Origin of the sequence: Streptococcus fermentans, assembly GCF_040888305.1 — a bacterium.
Taxonomy (GTDB): Bacteria; Bacillota; Bacilli; order Lactobacillales; family Streptococcaceae; genus Streptococcus; species Streptococcus fermentans.
This window is the reverse complement of sequence record NZ_JBFNFG010000001.1, coordinates 347,115-360,116: the sequence shown is the minus strand read 5'-3', so window position 1 is coordinate 360,116 and position 13,002 is coordinate 347,115. Positions and strand designations below refer to the sequence as shown.

The following is a 13,002-nucleotide window of genomic DNA, read 5'->3' as shown; positions in this document are numbered from 1 at the left end:
AAAATAAAAACGTCAGTTTCAAACTGACGCTTTTTTGTTTATTTAGATTTGATATAGTTGATACCATCTGCCTTTGGTGCAACTGCTTTACCAAAGAAGGCTGCTAAGACGACGATGGTCAAGAGATATGGTGCAATTTGCAAGTAAACGGCTGGAACTCCTTGCAAGAATGGAAGTTGAGAACCGATAACCGCCAAACTTTGTGATAGTCCGAAGAAGAGACTTGAAAGCATAGCTCCAACAGGATTCCACTTACCGAAAATCATAGCAGCAAGTGCGATAAATCCAGGTCCAACGATGGTCGTAACTGAGAAGTTAACGGAAATTGACTGAGCGTAGATAGCTCCACCGATTCCTCCAAGGAAACCTGAAATCACAACTCCAAGATATCTCATCTTGTAGACATTAATCCCCAAAGTATCTGCTGCTTGTGGGTGTTCACCAACTGAACGGAGGCGAAGTCCAAAGCGAGTTTTAAAAAGGACAAACCATGCTAAGAATGAAAAGGCAATTGCTAGGTAACCAAGTAAACTTGTTGACTTGAAGAAGATATCTCCGATAACTGGGATATTAGCCAAAAGAGGGAAATCAAAACGTCCAAAAGTTTGCGTTAAGTTATCCGTTTGTCCCTTGTTATAAAGCACTTTGACTAAGAAAACAGCCAAGGCTGGCGCCATCAAGTTAAGTACGGTACCACTGACAACATGGTCAGCACGGAAATGAACTGTAGCCACTGCGTGAATGAGAGAGAAGATAGCTCCAACTAATCCACCAACTAGCAAAGCCAACCAAGGAGTTAATGCTCCCAAATCTTGTGCAAATTCAAGATTAAACACAACTCCAGAAAAGGCACCCATAACCATGATTCCTTCAAGACCAACGTTAACAACTCCACCACGTTCAGAGAAAACTCCTCCGATACTTGTGAAAATAAGTGGTGCTGAGTAAATCAACATTGAAGAAACCATAAGGGTTAACATTGTTGTAATCGACATCCTTATTTACCTCCTTTAAGCTGTTTTCTTGGTTTGACAAATCGTTCGATGATGTAGTGAACGCTGACAAAGAAGATAATTGAGGCTGTAACGATACTTACAAGCTCTGATGGTACTTGTGCTGCATTCATACCAGGGGCTCCAACTTGAAGCACTCCGAACAAGAAGGCTGCAAAGAGAATTCCAATCGGTGAGTTTGCAGCAAGTAGACTTACCGCCATACCATTAAATCCGATTGCCAATGATGAACCTTGAACATAGACGTTTTGGAAGGTACCAAGTCCTTCTACAGCTCCACCTAGACCTGCAAGAGCGCCTGAGATAATCATTGATAGAATAATGGTGCGTTTCGCTGAAATCCCTGCGTATTCAGAAGCATTTGGATTAAGACCAACTGCACGGATCTCAAAACCGAGAGTTGTCTTCTTAAGCAAGAACCAAATAACTGCAACTGCAATGATGGCAAAGAAAATCCCAATATTCATACGAGAGTTTCCTGTTAACTCAGCAAGCCAAGGTGTTTGATAAGTTGCGTTTGCACTTACTCGGATTGATGAGTCTGTACTTTGCATGATATCTTTAGGGAAAGAGTGGATAAAAGCATTACTTGTATAGAGAACAATGTAGTTCATCATGATGGTTACGATAACTTCAGATGTTCCAAGATAGGCTCTTAAAATACCAGGAATGGCGCCAACAATTCCTCCAGCAACCAACGCAATGACAACTGTCGCAAGAATCAACAATGGACGTGGTAAATCTGGATTTGAAAGAGCGAACCAGCCACTCATAACCCAACCAGCGAGTGCTTGTCCTGGAAGACCAACGTTAAAGAAGCCTGCACGACTCGCAACTGCAAATCCAAGAGCAATCAAGACTAATGGCCCCATGGCACGGAAAATTTCACCGATTCCACGCACACTACCGAAGGCTGTGTAGAACAACTCTTCATAACCCCAAATAGCATCGTAGCCAAAAATCCACATGACGATGGCTCCAAGCAAGATTCCAAGGATAACAGAAATCAAGGGAACCGAAATTTGTTGTAATTTTTTAGACATCACTCTTCTCCTTTTTCCAATTCACCACCAGCCATCAAGACACCAAGTTCTTGCTTGTTGGTTGTTTCTGGTGTTACGATCCCTTGAATCTTACCATCATGAATAACAGCGATTCTATCTGAGACATTTAGAATCTCGTCTAGTTCAAAGCTGACTACAAGGACAGCTTTTCCATTATCACGTTCTTGAATCAAGCGTTTGTGAATGTACTCAATGGCACCGACGTCCAAACCACGAGTTGGTTGGCTGACGATGAGGAGATCCGGATTTCGATCAATTTCCCGAGCGATGATTGCTTTTTGTTGATTTCCTCCAGAAAGGGCTGAAGCTGTAACAATCTCGCTAGCAGCGCGAACATCAAATTCTTGCATCAATTTTTTTGCATAGTCAATGATATTCGTATAATTTAAAATTCCCTTCTTGCTAAGAGGTTCTTTATAGTAGGTTTGAAGAGCGATATTTTCAGAAATCATCATTTCCAAAACCAGACCATCACGGTGACGGTCTTCTGGAACGTGACCAACGCTCAGTTCGGTAATTTGACGTGGATGCAATCCTACAATGGACTGGCCTTTCAATTCCACACTACCAGACTCAATCTTACGAAGTCCTGTGATAGCTTGAATCAATTCAGACTGACCATTCCCATCAATACCGGCAATTCCGACAATTTCACCAGCTCGAACATCGAGTGAGAGATTTTTAACAGCAGGAACGCCACGGTTTTCATTAACAACCAAGTCTTTGATGGAAAGAACGACTTCTTTAGGTTGTGGTGCTTGCTTCTCAGTTTTGAAGGAAACAGAACGTCCCACCATCATTTCTGCTAAGTCAGCATTAGTCGCACCAGCAATCTCAACTGTTTCGATAGATTTACCACGACGGATAACTGTAACACGATCAGATACTGCGCGAATCTCATCCAACTTATGGGTAATCAAGATAATTGATTTACCTTCTTTGACCAGGTTCTTCATGATGGCCATCAACTCATCGATTTCTGATGGCGTCAAAACGGCAGTTGGTTCGTCAAAGATAAGAATATCGGCACCACGATAAAGTGTCTTTAGGATCTCAACACGTTGTTGAGCACCAACAGAGATATCTGCTACTTTGGCAGAAGGATCCACAGCAAGACCATAACGCTCCGATAGTTCGTTAATTTCTCGAGTTGCTCGAGCAATATCTAGGATACCATTTTTGGTCAATTCACTTCCCAAAATGATATTTTCAGCAACTGTGAAAGCTTCAACCAACATAAAGTGCTGGTGAACCATCCCAATTCCTAAGCTAGCTGCTTTTGATGGCGAGTCTAATTTTACAACTTGACCATTGACCACAATTTCACCACTAGTTGGTTCTAGAAGCCCTGCTAGCATGTTCATAAGAGTGGACTTCCCAGCTCCATTTTCTCCTAAAAGTGCATGAATTTCACCTTTACGAAGTTCAAGGTTAATCTTGTCGTTAGCGACAAATTCACCGAAAACTTTGGTAATTTCACGCATCTCAATGACATTTTCGTGTGCCATGTGCTCTTCCTTTCAGAGTTTTATTTTATTTCAATAAAACCTGCTAAAGAAATTTAGCAAGCTCTATTGAGACAAAACAATTTGTCTCAATTCTTAAAGAAGCGGCCACAGGCCGCTCCCCTAAGAAATGACTTTTATCTATTATTTTTCAGGAACTTTGATGCTGCCATCTAGGATTTTAGCTTTTGCATCTTCAACAGCTTTTTTACCTTCTTCAGAAAGGTTAGTTGTTACTAGATCAACCCCTTTATCCTTCAATGAGTAAACGATCACTTGACCGCCAGGGAATTCACCTTTTTCAGCTTTGTTTGCGATATCTTGAACTGTTGTTCCGACTTGTTTCAAAGTAGAAGCAAGTACGAAGTTTGATTCTTTACCGTCTTTAGAAGTATATTTACCTTCGTCAACTTGGTCACGGTCTACACCGATAACCCAAACTTTTTCGCCTTCGTTTTTGCTTTCATTCAAAGATTTAGCTTCTGAGAAGACACCTGCACCAGTACCACCAGCTGCTTGGTAGATTACGTCTGCACCAGCTGCGTATTGAGCTGCAGCGATTGTTTTACCTTTAGCGGCATCACCAAATGAACCAGCGTAGTCTACTTGTACTTTGATAGATGGGTCAACTGACTCAACACCAGCTTTGAAACCAGCTGCGAAACGAGAAATAACTTCAGATTCCATACCACCTACAAAACCAACTTGTTTTGTTTTAGTAGTTTTAGCTGCTGCTACACCTGCAAGGTAAGCTGCTTCGTTATCAGCAAATGTTACGCTTGCTACGTTCTTTTGATCTTTAATCACATCGTCGATCAAAACATAGTTCAAATCTGCATGTTCTTTCGCTGCTTCTTCAACTGCATTGTGAAGGGCAAAACCAACACCGAAGATCAAGTTGTAGCTTCCTGCTGCTTGGTTCAAGTTGTTAGCGTAGTCAGCTTCACTTGTTGATTGGAAGTATGTGTATCCTTTATCTTTTGCAAGATTGTGCTCTTTACCCCAAGCTTGAAGACCTTCCCAAGCTGATTGGTTGAATGATTTGTCGTCAACACCACCAGTATCTGTAACGATAGCTGCTTTAGTCTTCAAATCAGAAGATGAAGAAGCTGCGTTACGAGAAGAGCGATTACCACATGCAGCAAGTCCAAATGCTGCTACTGCAACTAGACCAAGGCCTAGCCATTGTTTCTTGTTCATTACTGAACCTCCTAAATAAGATGCGCAACGAAGTTGCAAGTATGGATTGATTGGTCACAAGGACCCTTGTCACTCAAAGAGTGACGCAGACTAATGCAAGTCTGTAAATGAGTATGGAAGTAATTCCCCGACCGTCATCTCGACCGTCGATTTATCTTTGGCAACTAGAGTCACCTTTAGATCTTGTTCAAAAAATTCGACCATAACTTGGCGACAAGCTCCACAAGGAGAAATAGGTTTCTCAGTTTGACCGTAAACAATCAATTCTGAAAACTCACGTTGTCCTTCGGAGATAGCTTTAAAAATCGCTGTTCTCTCACCACAGTTGGTCAAGGGGTAGCTAGCATTTTCAATATTGCATCCTGTATAAACACTGCCGTCCTTGGCAACCAAAACAGCACCAATCGGAAAATGTGAATAGGGTACATAGGCGTTTTTACTAGTCTCAATCGCTAAGTCAATCAACTCAGTAGTCGCCATCTGCTAACTCTCCTTTTAAGATTGCTACGCCAGAAGATGTTCCGATACGAGTAGCTCCAGCTTCAACAAAGGCAACTGCATCTGCATAAGAACGAGCTCCACCAGCTGCTTTGACCCCCATATCAGGACCAACTGTCTGACGCATTAATTGAACATCTGGCAAAGTTGCACCACCTGTTGAGAAACCTGTTGACGTCTTGACAAAGTCTGCTCCTGCTTTCTGAGCTAGCTGACAAGCTAGAACTTTTTCCTCATCAGTTAACAAACAAGCTTCTATTATAACCTTAACGAGTTTATCTCCGCTTGCTTCAACAACAGCTCGAATATCTGACTCAACTAATGCAGCATTTCCTGATTTGAGTGCTCCAACATTGATGACCATATCAATTTCGTCAGCACCATTTTGGATTGCTTCTTTGGTTTCAAAGGCTTTAACAGCAGATGTCGTGGCTCCAAGAGGGAATCCTACTACTGTACAAACCTTGACATCAGTATCTACGAGTGCAGTTTTTGCATGCGAAACCCAGCAAGGATTGACACAAACACTTGCAAAATCGTACTCTCTTGCTTCAGATAGCAAACGATCGATTTGCTGTTCGGTAGCATCTTGCTTTAAAAGCGTATGATCAATGTATTTATTTAATTTCATTTCGGTTTTTCCTTAAATCAGGAGATGATTTCAATGATTTCACGCGTTTTTATCGCTTCATCACTTATCTTAATTTTAACATAATTTTGGAAATCTGTAACTAGTTCCGGAGAAATTTTGCCATTTGCATATACTTTTGCAACAATTTCACCCTTTTTGACTGATTCTCCAACTTTCTTCTCAAAAACAATCCCTGTCTCATAGTCAAGAGCATCTGTTTTAACGGCACGACCAGCACCCAATCTCATGGCAAAAAGACCAAACTCCATGGCTGGAAGTTCTACGATAACACCATCCTCTTGAGCAGGAATATCAACTACATGGTCAACTTTTACTGGACAATAGAGGTCTTCTAGGTCTCCACCCTGAGCTAGAACCATCTCTTCAAATTTCTTGAGAGCCTTACCATTTTCAAGATGTTGCCTTACTTCCTCAATAGTTTTTTCAACATTTGCTAATGATAGCATAATCTGGGCCAACTCACAGATAAAGTGGCTAATATCTTGACGGCCTTTACCTTGAAGAATTTCCAGAGCTTCTAGGATTTCTAAACGATTCCCAATGGCACGTCCCAAAGGTTGACTCATATCAGTAATAACTGCTACTGTCTTACGACCTACAGCCTTACCAAGGTTCACCATGGTTTGAGCCAGTTGGCGTGCCTCATCGACTGTTTTCATAAAGGCACCTTCACCCACTGTTACATCAAGTAAGATAGCATCAGCTCCAGCTGCAATTTTTTTACTCATAACCGAACTAGCAATCAAAGGAATGGTATCCACTGTTGCCGTCACATCCCGAAGGGCATAGAGAAGCTTATCCGCCTTAACTAGTTGATCCGACTGACCAATAACTGAAACTCCAATTTCTTGAACTTGTTTGATAAATTCATCCTGACTTTGTTCAATCTGAAAACCTTTGATGGATTCTAATTTATCGATAGTACCACCGGTGTGGCCTAAGCCCCTACCGCTCATCTTAGCCACTGGGACATCAAAACTAGCTACCAAGGGTGCTAGGATTAAAGTTACCTTGTCACCAACACCACCCGTAGAGTGTTTATCAACCTTCACACCATTTATAGCAGACAAATCAAACTCCTGGCCTGTCTTAACCATATTCATGGTTAAATCAGAAATTTCTCTCGTGGTCATTCCTTGGAAGTAAACTGCCATGGCAAATGCTGACATCTGGTAGTCAGGAACACTTCCTGCCGCATAGCCTTCAATCAACCACTTGATTTCACTGGAACTGAGTTCTTGTCCGTCTCTTTTTTTCTGGATTAGATCTACTGCTCTCATTCTTTTACACTTCTAAGGATGTAATATCCCTTATCTTTCTTTACAACCTCGCAATTGCCAAATACATCTTCCATCTTACTTTTGGCACTTGGAGCTCCTTGTTTTTTCTGGATAACAATAGTCAAATCACCACCGTCTACTAAAAAGTCTATACTTTTTTCGATGATTTCGTGAACTACTTGCTTGCCTGCACGTATGGGTGGATTCGAAATGACATGGTCAAATTGTCCCTCTACCTGCTCATAAATATTAGACTGGAAGATAGTCGCTTGAACCTTGTTTTTCATTGCATTTTGCTGGGCTAAATCCAGAGCACGATTATTGATATCCACCATAGTCGCCTGGGCATCATAAGCCTTAACCAAAGACAAGCCTATTGGACCATAGCCACAACCAACATCAAGAATTTTTTCACCTTTTTCAACATCAAGGCATCTTAACAACAACTGACTTCCAAAGTCAATCATTTTTTTACTAAAGACACCAGCATCTGTCAAAAAGGTCATCTTTTGCCCAAGTAGCTCAACTCTAAGCTCATGAACATCATGGGCTGCATCTGGATTTTCTGCATAATACATTTTACTCATGATACTATTTTACCATAAAAATAAGTTATTTGTAAATCGTTTACAAAGGTATCAAGCCCTTGAATCACATTGTATTTTTTCAAAAATAATATAAGTTCTGATTAGGATTAGGGACCTAGTAAAAAGCTCCCTACTGCCATGGTAATCGGAAAAGCAAAGATACAAGCTAAACCAAAAAAGAAGAGCCACCACTTTCTTTTAAAGAAAGCTAACACAAGGTAGCCAAGTCCTATGAGTGGCAATAAGATAAAAAGGACAAAAATAGTCCAGTTATAGGAGTAAGATCCTATTGAAAAGGAAAAATTAAGCCAGTTGGGTGATAACCATAAAACAACTACAAATAGGCTGATAAAAACCAGTATTTTTTCTCTTAATCTAGCTTTCATCTTAGCACCTCCTTTATAGATTTTCCCACTTATATTTTAACAAAGAGAGCGCTATTCTTCAATCTCAATCAATTATTGGAAACGAGTGACAAGTCATTGGCAGCTACAAGGTATCACAGCCAGGATAAAACAACAAATTTATTGTCTATAATCAGACGCATTTTGATTACTATTGCTTTACCTTCAAATACTTAATTATCAACAGTATTCCCAATAAGATGTTTAGATAAAGGCCCAACTGATAAGTTTGTGTTAGGATTTCCAAACTTGTCCACAGTCGTATCAAATCTTCTATCGACATGCGGAATAAATAACCCTCTGTAGCAATCCACAAAATCAAAAATAGATAACTACTAGCAGCAAGCCATTTCGTCCACCGTTTTTTTAGTAGGAAAGCAATTAAGAGCGAACAGATAAAGACAGCTGTTACAATAGCATGTTCCATCAAAAAAGTAAAACCGTAATAGATTTCCACAAAGCGTCTACCATTATCTGCATTGGCTCCTTTTATAAAAGGTAAAGCAAAACTTAAAATAAAACAGAGTTCCAATATGTAACTTTTTAAGATTTTCATAGTACACCTCCTATAAGTTGTGAACTAAAAAGCCCCCTTTATTAGCTGATAAAATCAGGAGAAACCAGCTCCTACTTCATCAATAATTTGTTCATCCTCTATCTACTTATAGTATATACTACTGACTTACCACATTCAAGAAACCACTTCATTTTTTTAGCTTTTTATGGTATGATAGACAAAATATCTAGGGGAAAACAAATGACCAACGAATTTTTACATTTTGAAAAGATAAACCGCGAAACTTGGCAATCCTTGCATCGCAAAACAACTCCTCCCTTGACCGAGGAAGAATTAGATTCAGTCAAGAGTTTCAATGACCAGATTAGCCTACAAGATGTTACTGATATCTATCTGCCACTGGCACATCTGATTCAGATTTACAAACGTTCCAAAGAAGACCTCGCCTTTTCAAAAGGCATTTTCCTTCAAAGAGAGAGCAAAAAACAGCCCTTTATTATCGGAGTTTCAGGAAGTGTTGCCGTAGGTAAGTCAACTACTAGTCGTCTCTTGCAAATTTTGCTTTCTCGTATAGTCCCTGGAACAAGTGTTGAACTGGTTACTACGGATGGTTTTTTATACCCAAACAGTGTCTTAATGGAGCAAGACATTCTCAACCGCAAGGGTTTTCCTGAGAGCTACGACATGGAAGCTTTGCTCAATTTCCTAGACCAACTCAAAAATGGGCAGGATGTTGATATCCCAGTTTATTCCCATGAAATCTATGATATTGTGTCAGGTCAAAAACAACGAGTAGAAGCCGCTGATTTTGTCATTGTTGAGGGAATCAACGTATTCCAAAATCCACATAATGCCCGTCTCTATATTACTGATTTCTTTGACTTTTCAATCTATGTCGATGCCGCAGTCGAGGATATTGAAAGCTGGTATTTGGATCGTTTCTTAAAACTTCTTAGCTTTGCTCAAGATGATCCAGGCAACTATTACTACCGTTTCACTCAACTTCCTCTTAGTGAAGTCAAGGATTTTGCCCACCAAGTTTGGACTAGTATCAACCTAACCAATCTCCAGAATTACATTGAACCGACACGAAATCGTGCAGAGGTCATTCTCCATAAATCTAAAAATCACGAAATTGATGAAATTTACTTAAAAAAATAATTTTCCCTTGTCAAAACGTAAGTTTTCAGATATAATGGTATAGTTAGTAAAAATGGAGGTAAGAACATTGGCAAACATTAAATCAGCTATCAAACGCGCTGAATTGAACGTTAAACAAAACGAAAAGAACTCAGCTCAAAAATCAGCTATGCGTACTGCTATCAAAGCTTTTGAAGCAAACCCATCTGAAGAACTTTACCGTGCTGCCAGCTCAGCTATCGATAAAGCAGAAACTAAAGGTTTGATCCACAAAAACAAAGCTAGCCGTGATAAAGCACGTCTTGCAGCTAAACTTGGTTAATCATTAACTGCATACAAAATGAGCTCTTCGGAGCTTTTTTTGTGCACATTTTCTGGAGGTTATTATGAAAATAGCTATCATTGGATATTCTGGATCAGGCAAATCCACTCTGGCAGAAAAACTAGCTAGGCACTACTCTATCCCCAAACTTCATATGGATACTCTCCAATTTCAGCCAGGGTGGCAAGATAGTGACCGCGACTGGATGCTGAACGAAATGAAAACTTTTCTAGTCAAAAATAAAAACTGGGTCATTGATGGCAACTACTCTTGGTGTTGCTATGAGGAAAGAATGGACGAAGCTGACCAGATCATCTTTTTAAACTTCTCTGCTTGGAATTGTCTGCTAAGAGCCTTTAAGCGCTATTTAAAATACAGAGGAAAAGTGAGAGAAAGTATGGCTAAGGGATGCCCCGAGCAATTCAACTGGGAATTTATCCGTTGGATTCTCTGGAATGGTCGAACAAAAAATGCTAAGGATAGATACCAATACTTAAACAATACTTACCCAGAAAAGATGCATATTCTCCATTCTCAAGCAGAGATTGATTGTTTTTTGCGATCTTTAAAAAAGTAAACAATATAGTAGCATTTTATTAAAATCAGCATGTACTGATTGACTAAAAAAGGAAGATTTTCATCCAGAAAGTCTTCCTTTTTTCCTTTTATTCAACAATTAAAAATAACTCGAGCAATTTATAAATCAACAATAAAATTCCCCTAGAAATGAAGAGAATCTTGTTCATAGTTTCTGAGTTCGTGATACAAAAAAACTGAAGGAAGTATAGTCCAACTTCTTTCAGTTTTTTATTGTCTCAATTTAGAAAAAACTTCTCCAATCTTCCCTTCGATAACTAAATCAGCTTGGCTATCTTGAGGAGTGCTGGACTTGTTGATAACGACAAGACTTGATCCTGAAAAATAATTGATTAGGCTAGCTGCAGGGTAAACAACTAAGGAAGTTCCACCAATGATCAACAAATCTGCTTGCTGAATGGCTTGAGCTGCGCGACTAAATACATCCATATCTAGCGCTTCCTCATAAAGGGTTACGTCAGGTTTGACCACCTTGCTACAATCTAAGCAGTGGGGAACTGGACCTTCAAGTGCCAAAAAGGCAGTCAAATCATAAAAGCGGTGACAGCCCAAACAATAATTACGATCTGCACTACCATGCAGTTTCAAAACTTTCTGAGATCCTGCAATTTCATGAAGGCTATCGATATTTTGCGTCACAATCGCCTTTAATTTACCTGTTTTTTCCAACGACGCTAGATAATCATGTGCTAAATTCGGCTTAGCATCAGGATAGACCAGATACTTTTTGTAGAAATCAAAAAAATCCTCTGGATAGCGCTCAAACATAGTGCGTGAAACCAGTTGCTCGGCAGTAAAATGGCGACCCAACTTAAGACTATAAACACCATCAGAACTTCGAAAATCTGGAATATTAGACTCTGTAGAAACCCCTGCACCACCGAAAAAGACAATTCTTTGACTTTGGTCAATGATACCTTGTAGTTGTTCAATTTTATCCATTTTGTACTCCTAGGAATTTTCAAGTTAAAAAGTTGAAAGCCTTGACTTCTTGTCAACTTGGCTTCCAACTTCATTTGATTATGATTTAGATATTAAGCTGACTAGTCTCGGTCCTTTGACACAATTAGGCTTTCTTCAATTTCCTTATTCTTACTTATTTCAGGATTGATTCATTGTTGGTGGTTATCATTTTGAGAACAAGAGAAATCACATGAATGGAATCTACCTTTAGTCAGCAATCAATGTTTCTAGACCAACCTTCATCATATCAGTGAAGGTGTTTTGACGTTCTTCTGCAGTTGTATCTTCATCTGGATTAACCAAACTATCTGAAATCGTCATGATAGCAAGGGCATCAACATGATGTTGAGCTGCAAGATAATACAGCGCTGCCGCTTCCATTTCCACCGCTTTTACTCCCCACTTACCAAGCTCAATGTTCTTTTCAAAATAGTTTGAGTAAAAGACATCTGATGACAAAACATTTCCTACGTGAGTAGTCATGCCGAGGTCTTTGGCAATATGATAAGCCTTGTCTAGCAAGTCAAAACTTGCAATTTGAGGAAAATCATACATAGGCCAGTCGTTACGGATGATGTTTGAATTGGTAGCAGCAGCCTGTGCTAAAACCAATTCACGGACATGAACATCCTCATTCAAAGAGCCCGCAGTTCCAACACGAATCAATTTTTTCACTCCGTAGTCAACAATTAACTCACGCGCATAGATAGAGATGGATGGCATTCCCATCCCAGTTCCCATGACAGATACACGGTGACCCTTGTAAGTTCCAGTGTAACCAAACATGTTACGCACTTCGTTAAAGCAAACAGCATCTTCAAGGAAATTCTCAGCGATAAATTTCGCACGAAGAGGATCTCCAGGAAGAAGAATTTTATCAGCAATTTCACCTTGCTTAGCAGCAATATGGATAGACATAATTTATGATACAAAGAGCAACCAGAAAACGACTGAAAATTAGGAATCTGACGAGAAAACCTGATTTCTCAGTCAGATTATCTATTTTCCGAGCTTTCCGCTCGTGTTCAAATTAGAACACACGCTCTACCTTTCTTTTTTATTAATAGGACAGGCGACAGAGAACAAAGTAAAAATAGGAAACTGGCGACGCATTGTAAATGCTAGACAGTTTATCTTTTTTACACAGTTCTCCGCCCGTATTCAGTTCAGCTAATACGGTTAACCCATCCTTTCTTTTTTAATTGAGTAATTAGAAAAGCTTTCCGCTCGTGTTCAAATCTGAACACACGCTCTACCTTT

Annotated in this window: 15 protein-coding genes; 3 read left to right on the top strand and 12 right to left on the bottom strand. The window is 39.7% G+C overall.

Annotation, left to right across the window (positions count from 1 at the left end):
- Positions 1–38 precede the first annotated feature (38 nt).
- The 10 genes from AB2B50_RS01720 to AB2B50_RS01675 all read right to left on the bottom strand — a co-directional run bounded on the left by AB2B50_RS01720 (position 39) and on the right by AB2B50_RS01675 (position 8,759).
- On the bottom strand, positions 39–995 hold the full coding sequence (locus AB2B50_RS01720) for an ABC transporter permease (RefSeq protein ID WP_049509105.1): 957 nt from the start codon (positions 993–995) through the stop codon (positions 39–41).
- Positions 996–997: 2 nt separating this feature from the next.
- A complete protein-coding gene (locus tag AB2B50_RS01715) occupies positions 998–2,056 on the bottom strand; it encodes an ABC transporter permease (RefSeq protein WP_000038693.1) in 1,059 nt (352 codons plus the stop codon).
- Complete coding sequence (locus tag AB2B50_RS01710) at positions 2,056–3,585, bottom strand: ABC transporter ATP-binding protein (protein WP_320692166.1); 1,530 nt, start codon at positions 3,583–3,585, stop codon at positions 2,056–2,058. The genes AB2B50_RS01715 and AB2B50_RS01710 overlap by 1 nt, the downstream gene beginning before the upstream one ends.
- A gap of 141 nt (positions 3,586–3,726) precedes the next feature.
- On the bottom strand, positions 3,727–4,782 hold the full coding sequence (locus AB2B50_RS01705) for a BMP family lipoprotein (RefSeq protein WP_075227715.1): 1,056 nt from the start codon (positions 4,780–4,782) through the stop codon (positions 3,727–3,729).
- Between the two features lie 90 nt (positions 4,783–4,872).
- Entirely contained in the window at positions 4,873–5,262 is a 390-nt protein-coding gene (locus AB2B50_RS01700) for a cytidine deaminase (protein ID WP_000246080.1), read from the bottom strand.
- Positions 5,249–5,911, bottom strand: coding sequence for a deoxyribose-phosphate aldolase (gene deoC, locus AB2B50_RS01695; protein WP_320692167.1), 663 nt, complete (start codon positions 5,909–5,911; stop codon positions 5,249–5,251). The genes AB2B50_RS01700 and deoC overlap by 14 nt, the downstream gene beginning before the upstream one ends.
- Positions 5,912–5,928: 17 nt before the next feature.
- The gene (locus AB2B50_RS01690; protein ID WP_320692168.1) at positions 5,929–7,212 is read right to left on the bottom strand and encodes a pyrimidine-nucleoside phosphorylase; all 1,284 of its coding nucleotides are present in this window, start codon (positions 7,210–7,212) and stop codon (positions 5,929–5,931) included.
- Positions 7,209–7,799 (bottom strand): class I SAM-dependent methyltransferase, encoded by a 591-nt coding sequence (locus tag AB2B50_RS01685; protein WP_320692169.1) that lies wholly within the window; start codon positions 7,797–7,799, stop codon positions 7,209–7,211. Before AB2B50_RS01685 ends, AB2B50_RS01690 begins: the two co-directional genes overlap by 4 nt.
- Positions 7,800–7,906: 107 nt before the next feature.
- The gene (locus AB2B50_RS01680) at positions 7,907–8,185 is read right to left on the bottom strand and encodes a 1,4-dihydroxy-2-naphthoate prenyltransferase (RefSeq protein WP_320692170.1); all 279 of its coding nucleotides are present in this window, start codon (positions 8,183–8,185) and stop codon (positions 7,907–7,909) included.
- A gap of 169 nt (positions 8,186–8,354) precedes the next feature.
- Complete coding sequence (locus AB2B50_RS01675; protein ID WP_320692171.1) at positions 8,355–8,759, bottom strand: hypothetical protein; 405 nt, start codon at positions 8,757–8,759, stop codon at positions 8,355–8,357.
- A gap of 201 nt (positions 8,760–8,960) precedes the next feature.
- On the opposite strand from AB2B50_RS01675, the gene coaA reads away from it, so the two are divergent.
- The 3 genes from coaA to AB2B50_RS01660 all read left to right on the top strand — a co-directional run bounded on the left by coaA (position 8,961) and on the right by AB2B50_RS01660 (position 10,759).
- Positions 8,961–9,881 (top strand): type I pantothenate kinase, encoded by a 921-nt coding sequence (coaA, locus tag AB2B50_RS01670; RefSeq protein WP_320692172.1) that lies wholly within the window; start codon positions 8,961–8,963, stop codon positions 9,879–9,881.
- A gap of 52 nt (positions 9,882–9,933) precedes the next feature.
- Positions 9,934–10,182 carry a 30S ribosomal protein S20 gene (gene rpsT, locus AB2B50_RS01665; protein WP_029689628.1) on the top strand — a complete coding sequence of 83 codons (249 nt, stop codon included), beginning with the start codon at positions 9,934–9,936 and terminating at the stop codon, positions 10,180–10,182.
- A gap of 64 nt (positions 10,183–10,246) precedes the next feature.
- On the top strand, positions 10,247–10,759 hold the full coding sequence (locus AB2B50_RS01660; RefSeq protein ID WP_320692173.1) for a DNA topology modulation protein: 513 nt from the start codon (positions 10,247–10,249) through the stop codon (positions 10,757–10,759).
- 230 nt (positions 10,760–10,989) lie between these two features.
- Here the strand turns inward: AB2B50_RS01660 and AB2B50_RS01655 are convergent, their stop codons facing one another.
- Positions 10,990–11,721, bottom strand: coding sequence for an NAD-dependent protein deacylase (locus tag AB2B50_RS01655; protein WP_320692174.1), 732 nt, complete (start codon positions 11,719–11,721; stop codon positions 10,990–10,992).
- 228 nt (positions 11,722–11,949) lie between these two features.
- Positions 11,950–12,660, bottom strand: a complete 711-nt coding sequence (gene deoD, locus AB2B50_RS01650) for a purine-nucleoside phosphorylase (protein ID WP_320692175.1) — start codon at positions 12,658–12,660, stop codon at positions 11,950–11,952.
- Positions 12,661–13,002: the final 342 nt, after the last annotated feature.

What these genes read in the sequence shown, in the direction of transcription:
- AB2B50_RS01655 (WP_320692174.1), bottom strand. Translation starts at nt 11,721, where the DNA reads ATGGATAAAATTGAACAACTACAAGGTATCATTGACCAAAGTCAAAGA.
- AB2B50_RS01690 (WP_320692168.1), bottom strand. Translation starts at nt 7,212, where the DNA reads ATGAGAGCAGTAGATCTAATCCAGAAAAAAAGAGACGGACAAGAACTC.
- AB2B50_RS01675 (WP_320692171.1), bottom strand. Translation starts at nt 8,759, where the DNA reads ATGAAAATCTTAAAAAGTTACATATTGGAACTCTGTTTTATTTTAAGT.
- AB2B50_RS01720 (WP_049509105.1), bottom strand. Translation starts at nt 995, where the DNA reads ATGTCGATTACAACAATGTTAACCCTTATGGTTTCTTCAATGTTGATT.
- AB2B50_RS01700 (WP_000246080.1), bottom strand. Translation starts at nt 5,262, where the DNA reads ATGGCGACTACTGAGTTGATTGACTTAGCGATTGAGACTAGTAAAAAC.
- AB2B50_RS01705 (WP_075227715.1), bottom strand. Translation starts at nt 4,782, where the DNA reads ATGAACAAGAAACAATGGCTAGGCCTTGGTCTAGTTGCAGTAGCAGCA.
- deoD (WP_320692175.1), bottom strand. Translation starts at nt 12,660, where the DNA reads ATGTCTATCCATATTGCTGCTAAGCAAGGTGAAATTGCTGATAAAATT.
- AB2B50_RS01715 (WP_000038693.1), bottom strand. Translation starts at nt 2,056, where the DNA reads ATGTCTAAAAAATTACAACAAATTTCGGTTCCCTTGATTTCTGTTATC.
- coaA (WP_320692172.1), top strand. Translation starts at nt 8,961, where the DNA reads ATGACCAACGAATTTTTACATTTTGAAAAGATAAACCGCGAAACTTGG.
- AB2B50_RS01685 (WP_320692169.1), bottom strand. Translation starts at nt 7,799, where the DNA reads ATGAGTAAAATGTATTATGCAGAAAATCCAGATGCAGCCCATGATGTT.
- deoC (WP_320692167.1), bottom strand. Translation starts at nt 5,911, where the DNA reads ATGAAATTAAATAAATACATTGATCATACGCTTTTAAAGCAAGATGCT.
- rpsT (WP_029689628.1), top strand. Translation starts at nt 9,934, where the DNA reads ATGGAGGTAAGAACATTGGCAAACATTAAATCAGCTATCAAACGCGCT.
- AB2B50_RS01710 (WP_320692166.1), bottom strand. Translation starts at nt 3,585, where the DNA reads ATGGCACACGAAAATGTCATTGAGATGCGTGAAATTACCAAAGTTTTC.
- AB2B50_RS01680 (WP_320692170.1), bottom strand. Translation starts at nt 8,185, where the DNA reads ATGAAAGCTAGATTAAGAGAAAAAATACTGGTTTTTATCAGCCTATTT.
- AB2B50_RS01660 (WP_320692173.1), top strand. Translation starts at nt 10,247, where the DNA reads ATGAAAATAGCTATCATTGGATATTCTGGATCAGGCAAATCCACTCTG.